The following is an 18,967-nucleotide window of genomic DNA, read 5'->3' on the forward strand; positions in this document are numbered from 1 at the left end:
CGCTTCCGGGTGTTGATGGCCGAATGAAGGATCGTTTGCGCGACGCGCACGTAGATATTCATCGCTGTGCGGCTCCTTGTTTTTGCGGAGTGATCTCGACGCCCGTATACACATAGAGCTCTTCGCCGCCGTAGCCACCAATTGCTGCAGCGCTGAGTGGATGGCTATCCCGGGTGCCATATCGAACCCAGCCTTCTGTCCACATCTGACCATTTTCGTGACGAATCTCCACGTAATAGTCGGGCGCTTCGTGCTTGGTGACCTCGACAAAAACCCCGCCATCCTCGGCGCCAATCCACAACGCATGGGGATGAGCGAAGAGCTTTGGTTCGGTCGAGCTTTCCATTCGCAACAGCAACGCGAAGCCGACCAGAATCGTCAGCAAACCGACCGAGCAGAGGAAAGCGGCAAGGCATTGCCACGCTCTTGATTTCATTGAGCCGTTCCCGCACAAAAACTTCATGGGCAGAAAGAACCATCAGTAATGACCCAAGCAATATTAGGGACCGCCCCCTTTTTCCAGAAAGCAAAAAACTTCATGTCATGACCCGAGCCAACAAAAACTTTTCAAACTTGCCAGCCAGCCATATCGCCAAAATAGTTAGCCCACCCGTTAAAACGCTGTAAGCGGCCGCGCGAACAGGATAAAGCGGCAACAGATAAACCAATATCAATGCAACCATTAGAAAAACAATGCTAACTTTCACCATTCGCTTTGGAATTACAGCAACAACTAAATTTACAAAAATAAACAGATAAAACACCATATACATGGCAATCCCGATGGAAGCACCACGCGAGGTAAGCCCACCAAATAAAACCTTGTACAGCGAAACACCATAGTAATTAACCACGACATAAATGACGCAGGCAAAAAAATGTACCAATAAACCCGCCGCTAGCCTCACCATCATCTTTTCCACTCTCCATACTTATCTACAGAGCCTTGCGTGATGGAGCTTCTTAACTTCTGATCGTATGTGCCAAGATAAACAGTACTGGTCACCACTTTCTCGCGATAGCCCATTCGCCCAGCAAATACTCTTACCGTTTCAGTGCGTAGTTCAAAATTTTCCGAAGCCCATAAAGCCCCACGTAGCACCATATAATTATCGTACTCATTGGTCTTGTCCTCCTTTGGGAATATAGGAATACCATCACCATATTTCATACCGGTTTCAACGGTTTTCTTAATGGCAGCTTCCAAAGACTTGGTTTCTTCCAGATATAAACGATATGTATCGGTCGCGAACGGTATTTGCCCAACCCCGTCAGCCCAATAGGGCTCACCATCAATCATGACCATTAAAAATTCGGCACCACCCTCAGAACTATTTTTCCAATCACCGGGCATTGTCGGGGCAAAGCTAATTGACATCCGGTCAATAATTGCAAATTTAATAATTTGCGACCAACTAAACTGCTTATAGGCATTATAGGCATCTGTACCGGCAGTTTTAGACTCGGGGTTCACCCAAATTTTCTTCCGATAATTATCAGCCAACGGCTCAAACCACTGAATTGCTTCCGCATACAGTTTCTCAGCTTTCATGATCCTGAACTGAACATCTGGTGCATTCGGTTTTAGAGCAAAAAGAGGCACCCCATTTCCTCTGGTTATTAACCAGACGTGAGGCAATGGAAGCTGTTTCGGTTTTTTATCTTCACTCGGCGTAGTTTCGGCTTTGATTTTCAGTTCCGTTTTTCCATCGGAAGTCTCGAAAATGTGTGCAACGCCGTCGATGACAATAGAGGTTTCCACGCGATTACTCCGACGACACGTAGATGGTAACCATCTCGGCTTGTTTTCCAGTGGAGAAACACCCTGTGCCTCCAGCCGCCGATGAACATCCTGCTTTCTCTAAGCCACTGTCAGAAACCATTCTGTAATTGAGGTTTGCTACTGGTTGTCCGTCCGCTGTATGGAATGAAAAAACACGGTTGAAGACTCCAGGAATGACTAACGGCTCCGGCGGCACAAACGGCGCCGGCGAATGCGAATTGCCGATAATCACCGTGCCAGAACCGGCGGTGACCTTATTGCCATGAGAACCAACCGAACCTACCGTGGCCGCCGGTTTGCCATTGATCAGAACCGTGGTCGCCAGATCGCCAACCATCGCACCACCACACGCCGAGGCATCGCCTTGGCGGGCGGCCGCGAGGCCGTCGAAGAACACGTCGCCGGAACCGGCGGCGATCGGGTTGGTGCCGTGGCCGGGGAGCGGGCAAGCGGTGGGGTCGGATACGCGTGCTGCGGGTTTGCCAGACATCGGGGATCTCCTTAGGTGACCTTCACTTGACCGCTGCCATCCAGGCGCGCGGAAAAACTGACCTGTCGCTTGAACCCTTCAACTTCCAGCAGGCCTTCGATGCTGAAGGCCAGGCGCAGTTGATCGTGGTCACGCGGCAGGGAAATGACACGCACGTTGCTCAGGCGTGGCTCGTAGGCTTCGATGAAGCTTTCGATGGCCAGACGGGCCTGACTCAGGGAGTCGTGCAGGCTCAGACGCATGTCATTGAGATCGGGCAACCCGTAGTCGGACAGCGTTTGCACGCTGCCGGCCCGGGTGCTGAGCATTTTGGCCAGATGGGCAGCCACTGACGCCATGGCACAAGCCTCAAGGCTGTTGCCCTTGCGTAGTTGCGCATCGCCGTTGAGGCGTTCGAAAAGGCTGCCGTATCCGTCCATGAGTCGCTCTTACTCTTTGTCCAGCTTGCCAACCAGCGACAGGGTGAAATCGGCCCCCATGTACTTGAAGTGCGGACGCACGTTCAAGCTCACGCGGTACCAGCCCGGCTCGCCTTCAACGTCGCTGACGATCACTTGCGCAGCGCGCAGCGGACGACGGCCACGCACTTCGGCGCTCGGGTTTTCCTGGTCGGCCACGTACTGACGGATCCACTTGTTGAGTTCCAGCTCGAGGTCGGTACGTTCTTTCCACGAACCGAGTTGCTCGCGCTGCAGCACTTTCAAGTAGTGAGCCAGGCGGTTGACGATCATCATGTACGGCAGTTGGGTGCCGAGCTTGTAGTTCAGCTCTGCAGCCTTGCCTTCTGCGCTGATGCCGAAGAACTTCGGCTTCTGCACCGAGCTTGCGGAGAAGAACGCCGCGTTGTCGGAGCCCTTGCGCATGGTCAGGGAGATGAAGCCTTCCTCGGCCAGTTCGTATTCACGACGGTCGGAAACCAGAACTTCGGTAGGAATCTTGGTTTCGATTTCGCCCATGCTTTCGAAATGGTGCAGAGGCAGGTCTTCAACAGCACCACCGCTCTGTGGGCCGATGATGTTCGGGCACCAGCGGAATTTGGCGAAGCTGTCGGTCAGCTTGGTGCCAAACGCGTAGGCCGTGTTGCCCCACAGGTAGTGCTCGTGGCTGTTGGCAACGGTTTCCTTGTACACGAACGATTTGACCGGGTTTTCTTCCGGGTCGTACGGGTTACGCAGCAGGAAACGCGGCACGGTCAGGCCAACGTAGCGGGAGTCTTCCGAAGTACGGAAGCTCTGCCATTTGGCGAATTGCGGGCCTTCGAAGTGGTCTTTCAGATCTTTCAGATCCGGCAGGCCGGTGAAGCTTTCCAGGCCGAAGAATTTCGGGCCGGCCGCAGCGATGAACGGCGCGTGGGACATGCACGAAACGCTGGCCACGTACTGCATCAGCTTCACGTCTGGCGAGCTTGGGGACATGTAGTAGTTGGCGATGATCGCGCCCACAGGCTGACCACCGAACTGGCCGTATTCTGCGGTGTAGATGTGCTTGTACAGGCCCGACTGCATGACTTCCGGCGAATCTTCGAAATCGTCCAGCAGGTCTTCTTTGGAGACGTTGAGGATTTCGATCTTGATGTTTTCGCGGAAGTTGGTGCGGTCGACCAGCAGTTGCAGACCACGCCACGACGATTCCAGAGCCTGGAAGTCCGGGTGGTGCAGGATTTCGTCCATCTGACGGCTGAGCTTGGCATCGATCTCGGCGATCATGCGGTCAACCATGGCCTTCTTGACTGGCTCACCGTTGTTCTGCGGCTTGAGCAGTTCTTCGATGAACGCCGACACGCCGCGTTTGGCGATGTCGTAGGCTTCGTCGTCCGGCGTCAGACGGGTTTCGGCGATGATGCTGTCGAGAATGCTGTATTCGCCGTTCTCGGCGCTCTTCTCTTGTGCTGCGCTAGTGCTCATTGTGTTGGCTTCCTTGGCTTGAGTCTCAGGCGTCCGGGGCTGCGGCGTTCAAGCCCAGCTCACCGAGTACGCGACCGCGGGATTCGTCGTCGGCGAGCACGCCTTCGATGGCTTTACGGAACGCAGGTGCGTTACCCAGCGGGCCCTTGAGGGCCACCAGCGCATCGCGCAGTTCCATCAGTTTTTTCAGCTCAGGCACTTGCTCGACCAGGCTGGCCGGGTTGAAGTCCTTCATCGAATTGACGCGCAGTTGCACAGCCAGCTCGTCGGCCTCGCCATCTTCCTGCAGACGGTTCGGCACGCTCAGCGTCAGACCCAGTTCTTGCTTGGCCAACACTTCGTCGAAGGTCATCTTGTCGATGCTGATCGGCTTGCGATCTTCGATTTTGCGATCGTCCTTGCGGTGGGTGTAGTCACCGATTGCCAGCAGTTTCAGCGGCAGTTCAATCTCTTCCTGAGCACCGCCGGTGGCGGGTTTGAAGGTGACGTTGATGCGTTCCTTGGGGGCTACCGAGCCTTCTTTGGCCATGGCTTTTCTCCTTGCGGTTGTGGCCCTGGGGCCTATTCGAGTACCACTTCGAGATCGAGGTGGCACAGCCTGCGATAAATCTCTTCCTTGCGTTCACGCACTGCATGGTTCTGCGGTAACAACTCGCAGCAACTGTGCAGCAGGTGCAGCACTTCCAATGCAAGATCGGGCTCCCAGGCGTGCAGGCCTGAGTCCTGTAATGTCTGATCGAGGGTTTCGAGCTGGTTCTTGGCCAGTTCGTATTTCTTGGCCATGAAGCACAGGCGGGCGAGCGCGAACTGCCAGAAGAAGCGCTCGCGTCCGCCGTGGGCCGATTGCAGTCCTTGCTTGAGGATCTGCACGGCAGGCTTCAAGCCTTCCTTGCGCAGCAGTGGCAGCACCTCTTCGAGGGCTTTTTCCCAGGCTGGCTGGGTTTCGACGTTCTCGCTTTCGACCTTGCGCGGCGCACTGGCGCTTTGCAGATGCGGCATGACGTTGGCGGCGATCCACGCCCGGGTGGACGGATCGGCAAACGGCGCACCGTCATGGAAACGCAACTCGACAATGCCAGGCAGACGCTGAACCAAAAGCGCGAAGTGGATTTCCACTTCGCGCATGGCCAACTCGGCGTTGAGGTTCTGGAGACATTCCCAGACCATTCGCTGGCCATCGAACCAGAACGGTGCCTTCCCTAGGCTCGCCTCCAGTTCCACCAGCAAGTCGGCGTATTTGCCCTGATCGAAACGGTCCTGGTAGAGCTTGAGCTTTTCCAGTGGCAGACCACGCAACACGGTGATCTGTTCGGCGTTGCGCTCAGGCACCGCGTCGATGGTCATCCACAGCAGCGTGCGATTCAGGCGCAAGGCGCGCAGGTCAGTGGCCTTCTGTTTGAGCCACCAGGCGCACAGTGGCCGCGCGCTGTCCTGCTGGGCGCGCAAGGCTTTGTGAGCGTCTCTTTCGTTGTCAATCGGCGCGCCGGGCGTGAGCAACTGGCTCGCAGCCTGTTTGACCTGTGCCACCGCAGCGCCCACCACACCGGGGGCTGGCTGGTTGTCGGCGGCACGCTGGATCATGGTTTTCAGGCGGCGGGAGAGCGGCAGCAGCAGCGGCGCATCATCACCCAGATGTTCGGTGCAGGCAGCGTCGAGGCCAGCCAGATGCTCGGAGAGCTGCCGGAACATCGGCAATTGCTCTTTGATCGCGATGTTTTCGGTGATGACCTGCTCAAGACGCGGCACCAGCCAGCCAATGGCGGCGGCACGGGTGCGGGGTTTGAGCGGGTGAACGTCGGCCCAGTTGTTTTCCGACAGATGGTGCAGAAGACCGAGGCCGGCCAGCAGCCCGGGGAAGGATTCGCGCTGATACAGCGACCAGGTGAGCCAGGCGCCGACACGCAAATCCTTGGATTGGGTACGCAGAAGGTTTTCGCTGTTTTCGCGAATTTTCAGCCAGTCGATCTGCCCGCTTTCGTGCATCGACGAGGCTTTGGCCAGCTCGCTTTCCAGTGCCTCGAATTCGCTCGAAAAACGAACGTCTTCGCCCGCGAAATTCTCTTTGGAAACAGAGACTTTAGCGAGTTCGAGGTAATGGGCGGAAAGTTTGCTTGAGTAGGACATCCATGGCCTTTAATTGGGATTACAGTCGTGCGCCTATTGGAGTTTCAGGAGCGCTGGACAGTATCGAAGAGCAGTGACATGACTCATCCTATTGAGTGTGTGCTCTTTCAAGTGGGCGCATCGTACTCACGATGATGGCCACTAGCAAGCATCTGATTAAACAACAAGACGAAGTGTTCATTGGTGCTTGTAAGAGATCGCCCTATATGGGACAGGGGATTCCCTGATACCGCTTTAAATTCTCCGCGTTTGCCCAACACCCTCCAAACCATTGATCCAGAGCATCCGGTGAAGTCAGGCCGTTTCATTTCGAACGAGCGTCCCAATAAGCGGCGTAAAGCATGACAAAATTTTTAAAAAATAAAAGTAGGATTCTTCCGAAATCCAATCGACCTCTATAAACAATTTACCGCCGACAACATCCATCAATAAAAGTGCCATCAATTTGATGGCATTTCACTTTCTGAAAGTTTCACAGGGGCGGCAATACTGTACATCAGTGCCAACTCAATAATTATCGAAGCTCCCTCCTAAGTCTTCTCCTTCAATTTACCCCGCACTTTCACACCCGGAATGCTCTGACAAATGTCAGAGATACTTCTTACATCAATTTATTTCCCGCGTTGCTAGCGTGCCTTGGCAAATTCTCTTCGCGTGGCGATGAAGGATGATCGGACACCGCGCCAAGACTCCCATTGCTTAAGGACAAGCGTATGTTCAGTACGGGCAACTGCGCGCCTTTTACCCTGCAAATCCCAGCCGTTCGTCACGATTTCAAGGTGCTTGCCTTTAACGGCACCGAGGCCATCAGCCAGCTTTACTCCGTCCGAATCGAACTGGTCAGCGAGTATCCGGACTTCGATCTGGAGAGCCTGCTCAGCCAACCCGCGTTTCTACAATTCGGCCTCAACGGCGAAGGTATTCACGGGCGCATCGAAGATGTAATGGTCGCAGAGTCCGGTAAACGCCTGACCCGCTATGAGCTGACGCTGGTGCCAGCGTTGCACTATCTGCAGTTCAGCCAGGATCAGCGAATTTTTCAGCAGCGTACGGTGCCGCAGATCATCGCGCAGGTGCTCGAAAGGCACGGCTTTCAAAGCGATGCATTCACCTTTCACATCAACCCGAATCCGTCGCGTGAGTACTGCACGCAGTACGGCGAAAGCGACTTCACGTTCCTCCAGCGTTTGTGCGCCGAAGATGGAATTGCCTGGCATCACCAGCATTCGGTCGACGGGCATTTACTGGTGTTCACTGACAGCCCAGTGTTCGCCCCCAGTCTGGGTACAGCGCACTTTCAGGCCGACAGCGGCATGGTCGCAATCAGCTGACCATGGGCTTCAACACGCGCACCAGCACGGTGACCCGTCGTGACTACGATCTTCAACGCCCAAGTCTGCTACTGGAGAGCCGCTTCACCACCGAATTCAGTCCCGATCTCAAGGACTACCGATACTGATCTATATACGATGGCAATCCCTGGCTGAACCCCAAACCTATGAGGCTTACATCACCATTTGCGAATCGGCTCGGGAAATCATGCGTAAGCCGGAAAAAGCTTTCTGCAGGGCTGATGGCAAATGGATCACGGACTACCGCGATGACATGGGTATTGGCTTGGCTCCCGGCGGTATTGCAAAGGTCTGGCTAAGGGGCGCTTGCCTCAAGTCTGTCGAGATTACTCGGTTCAAAGGGAGTGTAATGAAGGAAGGCCCGTATCAAGGAAAAAACGAGGGGCGGTACGCACTGTCTCTATCACCTGAATCTAAAGCCTACATCGAAAAATTCGGCATTCCCTTCGGGAGCTGGTAAGGAGCATTACCTCATGGAATTGAAACCGCTGTTGTTCGCAGCGCTGATGTGGCTTCCCGTTACCCAGGCGTTTGCAGACACCTCGCCACTGGACGGCCATTACTACCTGACGGGCGCAATGGAAATGGGCGCCGAGTTGCTGTTGCGTAAGGACGGCACCTTTTCTGCTGGTATCGCCTACGGATCGGCTGGCGGTGTCGCCAAGGGAAACTGGTATGTCGAGGAAAACACTCTCATGCTGGAGCAAGAGCCTGCTGCCCAACCAGCAAAGAAGCTTTCCTACAATCTTTCACACGAGAGAACGCTGATCGAACTAAAGGAATATGCCGACAAAGAAAAAAATGAGTTGGCTAAAGAGAGCTACGTTTTAGAGCTACGGTACGATCACCAACCTGCGCCGCCGCCCCTGAAACCCGTGATGGTCAGTCTCGAGTTCGATTCAGGTCCACCGGGTCAATTGCTCTTGAACTCGAATCAACAAACAGACCTCTGGTTTCCTTACGATCACCAGAGAACTCTGAAAAAAATTGGCTTTGACACAGATCATAATCGTGGAACTTATCAATGGTTCGATGTCGCGGGGGATAGCCGAGCCTTCAATATTGGCTGGAAGAAACGAAAAAACCAGCCCTTAACATTCGAACAACCAATCGGATTTGATCTGGCGACCACCCGCCAATATCTGGCTCCAGATGAGCGAGAACGAGTTGACCATAACTATTGGTTGACGTTTTATCACTTCGATCCGGTCTCACCACCCGCGATCCATCCAGTGGACGTTCATTGGCAATTCGAAGACGGTTCGACATTGAAGGAGGTTTGGACAGACTCGCAGCGAAACACGCTGACACTGCCGTTCTCCCCAAATAAAGCATTGGCGAAAATCGGTTTGCATACACAAAATTCTCCTGATGAAATCGAGTGGTTCACCGTCATGCCGGAAACTCGATGGGCGACGCTGGACTGGCAAGCCTATCCTGACCCTGCCAACGGCGATCTTTCTGTGTTGTTCAAAGATCTGCAATTAGCCATCGAACCCAACTGCTTGGCCGTCAATTTTGGCAACGGCAAGGCCTGCTTCCGGCGTCAATAAGCCGATTTACAGCCACAAAAAATGGGCACCCGACCGCAATCGGTGTGCCCATTTTTTATTGCGGTTCTCCCCGTGTTCAGGGACTTCGCCGCAATTATGGATTAACGCTGTCTTTCAACGATTTGCCTGGCTTGAAGGCAACGGTGTTGCTGGCCTTGATTTTCACCGGCTCGCCGGTTTGCGGGTTTTTACCGGTGCGGGCGCCGCGGTGGCGTTGCAGGAAGGTGCCGAAGCCCACCAGCGTGACGCTGTCCTTGCGGTGCAGAGCGCCAGTGATTTCTTCGAGAACGGCGTTGAGCACGCGGTTGGCCTGTTCTTTGGTCAGATCTGCTTTTTCAGCGATTGCAGCGGCGAGTTCTGGTTTACGCATTAGTGAAGCCCCTTTGACGGTTTTTTGTTGTTATGTCCGTGCTGTTCTCGTTGGAACAGCGCCCAAGGCGCCGCAGGCTCTACTCTGCGGCAGACGGAGTGAGGATGGCACGCGGATACCGGCGGCGCCAGCCTCCACGCGACCTTTGTAGGGGCAAAAGCGGGGTGATTCCGACAGAACGACCGGTATTTACGCCAGCAAGGGCGGAAGTTGTTTGTTCAGTGCGAGTTTTTCCATCACCGCCGCGCCGGTCAGGGCATAACCGAGCAACTGGCCGTCAGCGCTGTGACACAGGGCCTTGATGTCGGCGCCCTGCCCTTCGACCGCCCACACGCCTTCGCTGCCCCGTGGCGGGGGCGAAACCACCAGTGGGCACACCGGGGTTTTCACGGTGATCGGCATGGGACCATAGCTCACTGCCGTCGGGTTTCCAGCCAGGGTTTGTGCCAGCGCTCGCGCACAACTCATCAGGGGCATGACGTACAGCAGATTCAGCCCGTCGACCTCGGCGCAGTCGCCCAAGGCGTAGATATTGGCGTGAGACGTTTGCAAATGGCGGTTGACCACGACGCCGCGATTGACCTGTACACCGGCAGCCGCGGCCAGATCAATGCGTGGACGCAGACCGATGGCCGAGACCACCACATCGCACGCAATGACCTGACCGTCGGACAGGTGCGCCTCCAGACCGTCAGCCACTTTTTGCAGACGGGTCAGCACCGGCCCCAGGTGGAAGCGTGCACCGAGGCTTTCCAGCCCCGCCTGCACGGCTGCCGCAGCGGCCCGGTGCAGCAGCGTCGGCATGACCTGTTCGCACGGGGCGACCAGTTGCACTTCGTAGCCGCCGAGGATCAGGTCATTGGCGAACTCGCAGCCGATCAGGCCGGCCCCGAGTAGCAATACCCGACGCTTACCGGCCGCTGCGGCACGGAAGCGTGCGTAGTCTTCGAGATCGTTGATCGGGAAGACCCGATCCGCACCATCGCCTTCAATCGGCACGCGCACGGTCTCTGCCCCCCAGGCGAGGATCAGATCGCGGTAGGCCACGGCCTCTTCGCCGATCCACAAGCGCTTGTGGCCGGCGTCGATACCGCTGATGCGCGTATGGGTGCGCACTTCGGCCTTCAACTGCTCGGCCATGGCGCCCGGCTCGGCCATACTCAGGCCGTCGGCGTCCTTGTTCTTGCCAAAACCGGTGGAGAGCATCGGTTTGGAGTAGGAACGACCGTCATCGGCGGTAATCAGCAGCAACGGGGTTTCGCTGTCGAGCTTGCGAAACTCACGGGCCAGGTTGTAGCCCGCAAGCCCGGTGCCAACGATGACGACTGGTGCGCTCATGCCTTACTCCTTGGGTTGTGCTTAGTTGATTTCGATCATTTCGAAGTCCATCTTGCCGACGCCGCAGTCAGGGCACAGCCAGTCTTCCGGTACGTCCTGCCAAAGGGTGCCCGGCGCGATGCCGTCATCCGGCCAGCCGTCGGCTTCGTTATAGACCAGGCCGCAAACCACACATTGCCACTTTTTCATTCAGGTACTTCCTCAGGATTCAGGCGTTTTGCCGGCGCGGACGGTCGATGGGTGCTGCGCTGCCATCCGGCTCAGGGCGTTTTGTACTGAGGGTGCCGGGCAGATGCAAGCCTGTTCGGCGCAACGGCGACCCGGTTCCATCAATCTCGCGGCCTGCCATGGTAAGCTCGCCGCCTCATTTGCGGCCAATAATGACTCATTGTGCAACATTCAAATTCCTCTCCGGCCCCGCTCTGGCTGACTCAGAGCCAACTGACGCCCCTCCCCGATTCGTTGACCCTGAACTGGTTGTTCGACGAAGGTTCGCTGACTCGCCGCCTGACCCGTCTGTCGAACGACGGCTTCAGCGTAACGCCGCTGTTTGAAGGCTGGGACACTTTGCGAACCGACGAATGCACCGCGCTGGATCTGGCCGAAGGCAGTGAAGGCTGGGTGCGTGAGGTGTATCTGCGCGGCCATGGCGAAGCCTGGGTGTTTGCCCGCAGCGTGGCTTCGCGCCGCGCGTTGCAGGGCGATGGTTTGCACATGGACGAACTGGGCAGCCGCTCGCTGGGCGAGTTGCTGTTTTGCGATCATGCCTTCCAGCGCCGCGCCATCGAAGTCTGTGAGTACCCGGAACATTGGCTGCCACAAGCGTCCCGCTCGCCCGACCTGTGGGGCCGTCGCTCGCGTTTCGACCGTGGCGCACTGAGCGTGCTGGTAGCGGAAATTTTCCTGCCGAGCCTGTGGAACGCTGCCCGCGCCCATCCGGAGACCTGCTGATGTATCAGAGCCTGCTCAAGTCCCTGAACCGTTTGAATCCGCGCGCCTGGGATTTCATTCAGTTGACCCGCATGGATAAGCCGATCGGCATTTACTTGCTGCTGTGGCCAACGCTGTGGGCGCTGTGGATTGCCGGCAAGGGCTCGCCATCGCTGGCCAACGTGGTGATTTTTGTCCTCGGCGTGGTGCTGACCCGCGCCGGTGGCTGCGTGATCAACGACTGGGCCGACCGCAAGGTCGACGGCCATGTCAAACGCACGGCGCAACGACCGTTGGCCAGCGGCAAGATCAGCTCGAAAGAGGCGCTGGTGTTCTTCGCGCTGCTGATGGGCGTGAGTTTCCTGCTCGTACTGTGCACCAATGCGCCGACGATCTGGCTGTCGCTGGGTGGTTTGGCACTGGCGTTCACGTATCCGTTCATGAAGCGCTACACCTATTACCCGCAGGTGGTGCTGGGTGCGGCGTTTTCCTGGGGCATGCCGATGGCGTTCACCGCCGAAACCGGCGAAGTGCCCGCTGCGGCGTGGTTGCTGTGGATCGCCAACCTGCTGTGGACGGTGGGTTACGACACCTATTACGCGATGACCGATCGGGATGACGACCTGAAGATCGGGGTGAAATCCACGGCGATCCTGTTTGGCGAGGCGGACCGGGTGATCATCCTGACGTTGCAGGCGCTGTCGCTGGGCTGCCTGTTGCTGGCCGGGTCGAGATTCGAGCTGGGGGGCTGGTTCCATCTCGGTCTGCTGGCGGCTGCCGGCTGTTATGCGTGGCAATTCTGGTACACCCGCAGCAAGGACCGGTTGCGCTGCTTCCAGGCGTTTTTACACAACCACTGGGCCGGGCTGGCGATTTTTGTCGGGATCGTGCTGGATTACGCGTTGCGTTGAGACAATACGGCCCCGCAGACCGGGGCCGATGTTCAAGCACTCAAGCCCGTTATTTCTGTGACATGTGGACGACATGCCACATGTTATTCATCATGTCGCCTTTCATTTCTCCAGGTTTTTCGTCCTTCATGAACGTGTACAGCGGTTTGCCGTCGTAGGCGTATTGCATCATGCCGTCATCGCGCTTGATGACACTCCATTTGCCCTCAGCCTTGGCGTCCGCTGGCGCCATCATCGGTGGCCAGTTCTTGGCGCAATCGGCGTTGCACATCGACTTGCCGTCGGCGTCCTTGTCGAACGTGTAAACGGTCATGCCTTTGTGATCGACCATCATGCCGTCCTTCATCATGGCCGGCTCGGCCGCCATCGCTAATCCAGGCAGAGTCAGAGCAGCAGCCATCAGCAGGGCTTTAAAGGAAAAATTCATTTGAGTCATGGAAACCTTCTTTTGTGGTTGTCAGGATTCGGACTTAGAGCGTAGTTCAGGATCCGCACAACCGCTGGCGGACTAAAATACTGTCACACGACTGCAATAATTCCGTTATCTAATGCGGCGCAAGACAGTTAAATGACAAGAGGATTAAGGCATGGTTGGCAGGAGCATTCTGATCGTTGACGACGAAGCGCCCATTCGCGAAATGATCGCCGTTGCGTTGGAAATGGCCGGCTATGACTGCCTCGAGGCGGAGAACTCGCAGCAGGCGCACGCCATCATCGTCGACCGCAAGCCGGACCTGATCCTGCTCGACTGGATGCTGCCCGGCACCTCCGGCATCGAACTGGCCCGCCGCCTCAAGCGTGACGAACTGACCGGGGACATCCCGATCATCATGCTCACCGCCAAGGGCGAAGAAGACAACAAGATCCAGGGTCTGGAAGTCGGCGCTGACGACTACATCACCAAACCGTTTTCCCCACGCGAGCTGGTGGCGCGCCTCAAGGCTGTGCTGCGTCGCGCCGGTCCGACGGACGGCGAAGCACCGATCGAAGTCGGTGGGCTGCTGCTCGACCCGATCAGCCACCGCGTGACCATCGATGGCAAGCCGGCCGAGATGGGCCCGACCGAATATCGCCTGCTGCAATTCTTCATGACCCACCAGGAACGCGCCTACACCCGTGGCCAATTGTTGGATCAGGTCTGGGGCGGCAACGTCTATGTTGAAGAGCGCACCGTCGACGTGCACATACGTCGTCTGCGCAAGGCCCTCGGCGACGCCTACGAAAATCTGGTACAAACCGTGCGCGGCACTGGCTACCGGTTTTCCACCAAGGCCTGACCCGACCGCCAGACTCGCTGACAAGGACCGTACTTCCCGTGAATCAAAACTGGCATGGCACCCTGATTCGCCACATGCTGCTGCTGGTCACCGCTTGTCTGGTGATCGGCCTGATCACCGGCTATTACGGCTGGAGCCTTGCCGCGGGCCTGGGTATTTATCTGGCCTGGACGCTCAAGCAATTGCTGCGTCTGCACGAATGGCTACGCCTGCACCAACCCGATGAAGCACCGCCCGACGGCTACGGCCTGTGGGGCGAGGTGTTCGACAGCATCTATCACCTGCAACGCCGCGACCAACGGGTGCGCGGGCGCCTGCAAGCGGTGATCGACCGGGTGCAGGAATCCACCGCCGCGCTGAAAGACGCGGTGATCATGCTCGACAGCGATGGCAACCTGGAATGGTGGAACCGCGCCGCCGAAACCCTGCTCGGCCTCAAGACCCCGCAAGACAGCGGCCAACCGGTGACCAACCTGGTCCGCCATCCGCGCTTCAAGGAATACTTCGAGCAGGAAAGCTATGCCGAGCCGCTGGAAATCCCCTCGCCGACCAATGATCGCGTGCGCATTCAGCTGTACCTGACCCGCTACGGCAACAACGAACACTTGATGCTGGTGCGCGACGTCACGCGCATCCATCAGTTGGAGCAGATGCGCAAAGATTTCGTCGCCAACGTTTCCCACGAGTTGCGCACGCCGCTGACGGTGATCTGCGGCTATCTGGAAACCCTGCTCGACAACGTCGAGGAAGTGAACCCGCGCTGGAGCCGTGCCCTGCAGCAGATGCAGCAACAGGGCGGGCGCATGCAGACGTTGCTCAACGACCTGCTGTTGCTGGCCAAACTGGAAGCCACCGATTATCCGTCCGACAACCATCCGGTGCCCGTCGACACGCTGCTGCAATCGATCAAGAGCGACGCGCAGCAACTGTCCGGATCAAAAAACCAGCACATCACGCTGGAAGCCGACACCAGCCTCATGCTCAAGGGCAGCGAGGCAGAACTGCGCAGCGCGTTCTCCAATCTGGTGTTCAACGCGGTGAAATACACGCCGGCCGAGGGCAACATTCGCATTCGCTGGTGGAGTGATGAGCAAGGCGCACACCTGAGCGTGCAGGACTCGGGCATGGGGATCGACAGCAAACACCTGCCGCGCCTGACCGAACGCTTCTACCGCGTCGACTCCAGCCGCAATTCCAACACGGGCGGCACCGGACTGGGGCTGGCGATCGTCAAACATGTGTTGCTGCGCCACCGCGCGCGCATGGAAATCAGCAGCGTGCCCGGTCATGGCAGCACGTTCACCTGCCATTTCGCCCCGGCTCAAGTGGCTCAAGTACGGGCAATTAGCGCCGCTGAGTAATGCCGGACTAGGCAATCGCCAGGTCAGCCGCTACATTGGCTGACTTGCGCCTGCCTTTCAGGCGCGACTTATTCTCTCTTACGAATTACACGGAACCCGCAAAACTCCATCATGGACCCTTCCCCTGGCTTGTCCCTCGCTACAATATTTGCCGATTTCGGCATGATTCTTTTTGCTTTGATCCTGGTGTTGCTCAACGGCTTTTTCGTTGCAGCGGAATTCGCCATGGTCAAACTGCGCTCGACCCGGGTCGAGGCCATCGCTGACAAGAACGGCTGGCGCGGGCACATCCTGCGCACCGTACACAGTCAGCTCGATGCGTATCTCTCGGCGTGCCAGCTAGGTATCACCCTCGCCTCCCTCGGCCTGGGCTGGGTGGGTGAGCCGGCGTTTGCGCACATTCTCGAGCCCTTGCTGGAAAGCGTTGGCGTGCAGTCGCCGGAAGTGATCAAGGGCGTGTCGTTCTTCGCTGCGTTCTTCGTTATTTCGTACCTGCACATCGTCGTTGGCGAACTGGCACCCAAGTCGTGGGCAATCCGCAAACCCGAACTGCTGTCACTGTGGACTGCGGTGCCGCTGTACCTGTTCTACTGGGCGATGTACCCGGCGATCTACCTGCTCAATGCCAGCGCCAACGCAATTCTGCGGATCGCCGGACAGGGCGAACCCGGCCCGCACCACGAACACCACTACAGCCGCGAAGAACTGAAACTGATCCTGCACTCCAGCCGTGGGCAGGATCCGAGCGACCAAGGCATGCGCGTATTGGCGTCTGCGGTGGAAATGGGCGAACTGGAAGTGGTCGACTGGGCCAACTCGCGGGAAGACCTGGTCACGCTGGAATTCAACGCGCCGCTGAAGGAAATCCTGGCGATGTTCCGTCGCCACAAGTTCAGCCGTTATCCGGTGTACGACAGTGAGCGCCAGGAGTTCGTCGGCCTGCTGCACATCAAGGATCTGCTGCTGGAACTGGCGGCGCTGGATCACATTCCCGAATCGTTCAACCTGGCTGAACTGACCCGTCCGCTGGAGCGCGTGTCGCGGCACATGCCGCTGTCGCAACTGCTGGAGCAGTTCCGCAAGGGTGGCTCGCACTTCGCTGTGGTCGAGGAGGCAGACGGCAACATCATCGGTTACCTGACCATGGAAGACGTGCTGGAAGTGCTGGTCGGCGACATTCAGGACGAACACCGCAAGGCCGAGCGCGGGATTCTCGCGTATCAGCCGGGCAAGTTGCTGGTGCGCGGCGATACGCCGTTGTTCAAGGTCGAGCGCCTGCTGGGCATCGATCTGGACCACATCGAAGCCGAAACCCTCGCCGGCCTGGTCTACGAAACGCTCAAACGCGTGCCGGAAGAGGAAGAGGCGCTGGAAGTCGAAGGTCTGCGGATCATCATCAAGAAGATGAAAGGGCCGAAGATTGTGCTGGCCAAGGTGTTGATGCTGGATTGATGGACTGATCCCGAAGGTGTCAGATCAGACACCTCATCACTGCTTGCCCAACGCAAAGTTGGGCAATGCCCCCAGCGGCTGGTTGAACTGATACGGAATCGACACCAGCCCCGCCCCGCTATTGCGTTGCACCACAAAGTGCAGGTGCGGGCCGCTGCTGTTACCGGTGTTGCCCGACAGCGCCAACGGACTGCCCACCGTCACTCGTTGCCCTTCGCGTACCCTCACCGAGCCTTGCTTGAGATGCAGGTACACGCCCATCGTGCCGTCATCGTGCAGCACACGCACGAAATTACCGGAAGGATCAGTGCCACGTCCACTCTGTGAGTTCTCGGTTTTCACCACCACGCCAGCCCGCGCGGCGATGATCGGTGTACCCACCGGCATGGCGATGTCCATCGCGTACTTGTTCTTCGGCCCATAGTGGCTGTATTGACCATTGGCGCCCTGACTCAAGCGAAACGGCCCGCCACGCCACGGCAGCGGATAGCGATAGCCCTGCGCCGTCCCGGCAGGGTCGCCAAGGGCGTAATGGAACTGCGGCGTATACACCAGAGGCCTGGCGCCGGAAACCGCCGTCAGCAACGCCAAGCGCGTATTGCTGCGTGCCGGCAGCACCCGGCGGATCGTTTGAGCGGGCGCGCCACGCACATTGCTCATCCCGGTAAACGCCAGTGCAACCTCGACCGGCGCATACAAATCATTGCGCACGAATACCACGTCGACACCCTTGTGCTTCTTGATGTCGAGGTACACCTGCCGCTCAAGGCGTTCGACCATGCGATCCTGAAACACGAACACCTGCGAGCCTTTGCTCGGCCGGTCGCTGTAGGAGACCACGCCGTTGGCATCGGTGGATTTGTAAATAGTCATGGCCACAGCCGAGGTGGAGGCCATGAAGAGACCACAGAAAAACAGCAGGCGCGCGAGCATGGGCAAAGGTTCTGTCGAGTAAGGCCTGGAAATGAGCCTAGCAGGTCAAGCAGACCAGGCTAGTCGACAGATGTTTCAAATTGGGCAGTCTGGAAAATCGCTGTCGTGCGTGATGCCCCCTCCGCGAGCAAGCTCGCTCCACATTTGAAATACATTCCAATGTGCGGGCTTGCTCGCGAAGTCGGACGGTCAGGCGATGAAGATCAGGCGCCGGGTACGAAGTGCTTCTGCGCCGTGCCGCGGGCGATCAGGCGGGAGATGTAGTCGAGTTTCTGCGCGTCCTGGTCGACGAAGCGAAAGGTCAGTTGCAGCCAGTCGCTGTCGGCTTTCTGCTCAAAGGCAACGATGGCATGCAGGTAGCCATTGAGGCGGGCGATTTCGGCGTTGTCGCCCTGTTCCAGGTCGAGCACGGCGCTGTCGAGGATCTGCGGCAGGGTGTCGGTGCGCTTCACCACCAACAGCGCTTCCTTGATGCTCAGGGCCTTGATCACGCATTGCTGGTTGCCGCTCGGCAGGCGCAACTGGCCCTGACCCCGACCGCCAGCCGGCGCTGCCGAGGCGGCGGGCGCTTTGACCGGCGGGCTGTTGAGCAAACCACGGGATGGCGCGGCGGCTGGCGCGGGTGCAGCAGCGGCGGGTTTGGCAAACGGGTTGACCGCAGCGGCCGTCGGAGCACCACCGACCACGGCAGGTTTGCCGCCGGTCAGTGCGCTCAGGGAGTCGTTGCCGAACGCCGAGTTCATCTTGGTCGGTGCGCTGTTCATCAGGGTATCGAGCTTGCCGACCTTGTTCAGCGCCTGCTTGACCTTGGTCAGCAGTTGCTCGTTGGTGAACGGCTTGCTGACATAGCCCGAAACGCCAGCCTGAATCGCCTGCACCACGTTCTCTTTGTCGCCACGGCTGGTCACCATGACAAACGGCATGGTCTTGAGATTGTCCTGTTGACGGCACCAGGTCAGCAGTTCGAGACCGGACATTTCCGGCATTTCCCAGTCGCACAGAACCAGGTCGAAGGCTTCCTTGGCCAGCATGGCCTGAGCCTTTTTACCGTTGACGGCATCCTCGGTGCGGATCCCGGGGAAGTAATTACGCAGGCACTTTTTCACCAGGTCACGAATGAACGACGCATCGTCCACGACCAACACACTGATTTTGCTCATCCAACACCCCTATAAAAATCCCGGCAAGC

Annotated in this window: 20 protein-coding genes and 2 pseudogenes; 8 read left to right on the top strand and 14 right to left on the bottom strand. The window is 57.7% G+C overall.

The features are described from left to right. Positions 1–58 precede the first annotated feature (58 nt). From AACY50_RS08725 to tssA, 8 genes are all read right to left on the bottom strand, one after another. Positions 59–436, bottom strand: coding sequence for a hypothetical protein (locus AACY50_RS08725; protein WP_336347569.1), 378 nt, complete (start codon positions 434–436; stop codon positions 59–61). Positions 437–536: 100 nt separating this feature from the next. Then, entirely contained in the window at positions 537–914 is a 378-nt protein-coding gene (locus AACY50_RS08730) for a hypothetical protein (RefSeq protein WP_336347657.1), read from the bottom strand. Then, positions 911–1,762 (bottom strand): hypothetical protein, encoded by an 852-nt coding sequence (locus AACY50_RS08735; RefSeq protein WP_339465176.1) that lies wholly within the window; start codon positions 1,760–1,762, stop codon positions 911–913. The genes AACY50_RS08730 and AACY50_RS08735 overlap by 4 nt, the downstream gene beginning before the upstream one ends. A gap of 4 nt (positions 1,763–1,766) precedes the next feature. Next, positions 1,767–2,273, bottom strand: a complete 507-nt coding sequence (locus AACY50_RS08740) for a PAAR domain-containing protein (protein WP_095137725.1) — start codon at positions 2,271–2,273, stop codon at positions 1,767–1,769. Between the two features lie 11 nt (positions 2,274–2,284). Then, positions 2,285–2,692, bottom strand: a complete 408-nt coding sequence (tssE, locus tag AACY50_RS08745) for a type VI secretion system baseplate subunit TssE (RefSeq protein WP_339431523.1) — start codon at positions 2,690–2,692, stop codon at positions 2,285–2,287. A gap of 9 nt (positions 2,693–2,701) precedes the next feature. Beyond that, entirely contained in the window at positions 2,702–4,177 is a 1,476-nt protein-coding gene (tssC, locus tag AACY50_RS08750) for a type VI secretion system contractile sheath large subunit (protein ID WP_025112673.1), read from the bottom strand. A 25-nt stretch (positions 4,178–4,202) separates the two neighbouring features. Further along, positions 4,203–4,706 (bottom strand): type VI secretion system contractile sheath small subunit, encoded by a 504-nt coding sequence (gene tssB, locus AACY50_RS08755; RefSeq protein ID WP_003229587.1) that lies wholly within the window; start codon positions 4,704–4,706, stop codon positions 4,203–4,205. Positions 4,707–4,738: 32 nt separating this feature from the next. Continuing rightward, positions 4,739–6,301 carry a type VI secretion system protein TssA gene (gene tssA, locus AACY50_RS08760; protein ID WP_339538450.1) on the bottom strand — a complete coding sequence of 521 codons (1,563 nt, stop codon included), beginning with the start codon at positions 6,299–6,301 and terminating at the stop codon, positions 4,739–4,741. Positions 6,302–7,014: 713 nt separating this feature from the next. On the opposite strand from tssA, the pseudogene tssI reads away from it, so the two are divergent. The 3 genes and pseudogenes from tssI to AACY50_RS08775 form a co-directional block, all read left to right on the top strand. Next, a pseudogene (tssI, locus tag AACY50_RS08765) lies at positions 7,015–7,757 on the top strand (type VI secretion system tip protein TssI/VgrG); the annotation flags it as partial. Then, positions 7,748–8,113: pseudogene (locus tag AACY50_RS08770) on the top strand (DUF2931 family protein); the annotation flags it as partial. The pseudogenes tssI and AACY50_RS08770, both read left to right, overlap by 10 nt. Before the next feature lie 13 nt (positions 8,114–8,126). Further along, a complete protein-coding gene (locus AACY50_RS08775) occupies positions 8,127–9,206 on the top strand; it encodes a hypothetical protein (protein ID WP_339431521.1) in 1,080 nt (359 codons plus the stop codon). 94 nt (positions 9,207–9,300) lie between these two features. Here the strand turns inward: AACY50_RS08775 and AACY50_RS08780 are convergent, their stop codons facing one another. The 3 genes from AACY50_RS08780 to AACY50_RS08790 form a co-directional block, all read right to left on the bottom strand. Beyond that, a complete protein-coding gene (locus AACY50_RS08780) occupies positions 9,301–9,576 on the bottom strand; it encodes an HU family DNA-binding protein (protein WP_003213368.1) in 276 nt (91 codons plus the stop codon). 189 nt (positions 9,577–9,765) lie between these two features. Next, complete coding sequence (locus tag AACY50_RS08785; RefSeq protein WP_339431520.1) at positions 9,766–10,914, bottom strand: NAD(P)/FAD-dependent oxidoreductase; 1,149 nt, start codon at positions 10,912–10,914, stop codon at positions 9,766–9,768. Positions 10,915–10,935: 21 nt separating this feature from the next. After that, on the bottom strand, positions 10,936–11,103 hold the full coding sequence (locus AACY50_RS08790; RefSeq protein ID WP_339431519.1) for a rubredoxin: 168 nt from the start codon (positions 11,101–11,103) through the stop codon (positions 10,936–10,938). Positions 11,104–11,304: 201 nt separating this feature from the next. On the opposite strand from AACY50_RS08790, the gene AACY50_RS08795 reads away from it, so the two are divergent. Continuing rightward, entirely contained in the window at positions 11,305–11,865 is a 561-nt protein-coding gene (locus AACY50_RS08795; RefSeq protein WP_339431518.1) for a chorismate--pyruvate lyase family protein, read from the top strand. Then, positions 11,865–12,755: a 4-hydroxybenzoate octaprenyltransferase gene (gene ubiA / locus AACY50_RS08800; protein WP_339431517.1), complete on the top strand. Its 891-nt coding sequence runs from the start codon at positions 11,865–11,867 to the stop codon at positions 12,753–12,755. Before AACY50_RS08795 ends, ubiA begins: the two co-directional genes overlap by 1 nt. A gap of 49 nt (positions 12,756–12,804) precedes the next feature. Here the strand turns inward: ubiA and AACY50_RS08805 are convergent, their stop codons facing one another. Next, a complete protein-coding gene (locus tag AACY50_RS08805) occupies positions 12,805–13,191 on the bottom strand; it encodes a COG4315 family predicted lipoprotein (RefSeq protein ID WP_339431516.1) in 387 nt (128 codons plus the stop codon). 151 nt (positions 13,192–13,342) lie between these two features. Between AACY50_RS08805 and phoB the strand changes: the two genes are divergently transcribed. The 3 genes from phoB (at position 13,343) to AACY50_RS08820 (ending at position 16,845) form a co-directional block, all read left to right on the top strand. Further along, positions 13,343–14,032 carry a phosphate regulon transcriptional regulator PhoB gene (gene phoB, locus AACY50_RS08810; RefSeq protein WP_007896474.1) on the top strand — a complete coding sequence of 230 codons (690 nt, stop codon included), beginning with the start codon at positions 13,343–13,345 and terminating at the stop codon, positions 14,030–14,032. Positions 14,033–14,106: 74 nt separating this feature from the next. Beyond that, positions 14,107–15,393 (top strand): phosphate regulon sensor histidine kinase PhoR, encoded by a 1,287-nt coding sequence (phoR, locus tag AACY50_RS08815; protein ID WP_260455826.1) that lies wholly within the window; start codon positions 14,107–14,109, stop codon positions 15,391–15,393. A gap of 111 nt (positions 15,394–15,504) precedes the next feature. Continuing rightward, positions 15,505–16,845, top strand: a complete 1,341-nt coding sequence (locus tag AACY50_RS08820; RefSeq protein WP_339431515.1) for a hemolysin family protein — start codon at positions 15,505–15,507, stop codon at positions 16,843–16,845. A 36-nt stretch (positions 16,846–16,881) separates the two neighbouring features. On the opposite strand, the gene AACY50_RS08825 is transcribed toward AACY50_RS08820, so the two are convergent. Both AACY50_RS08825 and AACY50_RS08830 read right to left on the bottom strand, forming a co-directional pair. Then, a complete protein-coding gene (locus AACY50_RS08825; protein WP_339431514.1) occupies positions 16,882–17,778 on the bottom strand; it encodes a M23 family metallopeptidase in 897 nt (298 codons plus the stop codon). Positions 17,779–17,981: 203 nt separating this feature from the next. After that, complete coding sequence (locus AACY50_RS08830; RefSeq protein WP_339431513.1) at positions 17,982–18,938, bottom strand: response regulator; 957 nt, start codon at positions 18,936–18,938, stop codon at positions 17,982–17,984. Positions 18,939–18,967 lie beyond the last annotated feature (29 nt).

Source organism: Pseudomonas sp. RA_15y_Pfl2_54 (assembly GCF_963971015.1).
Classification (GTDB): domain Bacteria; phylum Pseudomonadota; class Gammaproteobacteria; order Pseudomonadales; family Pseudomonadaceae; genus Aquipseudomonas; species Aquipseudomonas baetica_A.

Bases quoted from the DNA above. Each gene is read 5' to 3' on its own strand.
- AACY50_RS08725 (WP_336347569.1), bottom strand. From the start codon at position 436: ATGAAATCAAGAGCGTGGCAATGCCTTGCCGCTTTCCTCTGCTCGGTC.
- AACY50_RS08730 (WP_336347657.1), bottom strand. From the start codon at position 914: ATGATGGTGAGGCTAGCGGCGGGTTTATTGGTACATTTTTTTGCCTGC.
- AACY50_RS08740 (WP_095137725.1), bottom strand. From the start codon at position 2,273: ATGTCTGGCAAACCCGCAGCACGCGTATCCGACCCCACCGCTTGCCCG.
- tssE (WP_339431523.1), bottom strand. From the start codon at position 2,692: ATGGACGGATACGGCAGCCTTTTCGAACGCCTCAACGGCGATGCGCAA.
- tssC (WP_025112673.1), bottom strand. From the start codon at position 4,177: ATGAGCACTAGCGCAGCACAAGAGAAGAGCGCCGAGAACGGCGAATAC.
- tssB (WP_003229587.1), bottom strand. From the start codon at position 4,706: ATGGCCAAAGAAGGCTCGGTAGCCCCCAAGGAACGCATCAACGTCACC.
- tssA (WP_339538450.1), bottom strand. From the start codon at position 6,301: ATGTCCTACTCAAGCAAACTTTCCGCCCATTACCTCGAACTCGCTAAA.
- AACY50_RS08775 (WP_339431521.1), top strand. From the start codon at position 8,127: ATGGAATTGAAACCGCTGTTGTTCGCAGCGCTGATGTGGCTTCCCGTT.
- AACY50_RS08780 (WP_003213368.1), bottom strand. From the start codon at position 9,576: ATGCGTAAACCAGAACTCGCCGCTGCAATCGCTGAAAAAGCAGATCTG.
- AACY50_RS08785 (WP_339431520.1), bottom strand. From the start codon at position 10,914: ATGAGCGCACCAGTCGTCATCGTTGGCACCGGGCTTGCGGGCTACAAC.
- AACY50_RS08790 (WP_339431519.1), bottom strand. From the start codon at position 11,103: ATGAAAAAGTGGCAATGTGTGGTTTGCGGCCTGGTCTATAACGAAGCC.
- ubiA (WP_339431517.1), top strand. From the start codon at position 11,865: ATGTATCAGAGCCTGCTCAAGTCCCTGAACCGTTTGAATCCGCGCGCC.
- AACY50_RS08805 (WP_339431516.1), bottom strand. From the start codon at position 13,191: ATGACTCAAATGAATTTTTCCTTTAAAGCCCTGCTGATGGCTGCTGCT.
- phoB (WP_007896474.1), top strand. From the start codon at position 13,343: ATGGTTGGCAGGAGCATTCTGATCGTTGACGACGAAGCGCCCATTCGC.
- phoR (WP_260455826.1), top strand. From the start codon at position 14,107: ATGCTGCTGCTGGTCACCGCTTGTCTGGTGATCGGCCTGATCACCGGC.
- AACY50_RS08820 (WP_339431515.1), top strand. From the start codon at position 15,505: ATGGACCCTTCCCCTGGCTTGTCCCTCGCTACAATATTTGCCGATTTC.
- AACY50_RS08825 (WP_339431514.1), bottom strand. From the start codon at position 17,778: ATGCTCGCGCGCCTGCTGTTTTTCTGTGGTCTCTTCATGGCCTCCACC.
- AACY50_RS08830 (WP_339431513.1), bottom strand. From the start codon at position 18,938: ATGAGCAAAATCAGTGTGTTGGTCGTGGACGATGCGTCGTTCATTCGT.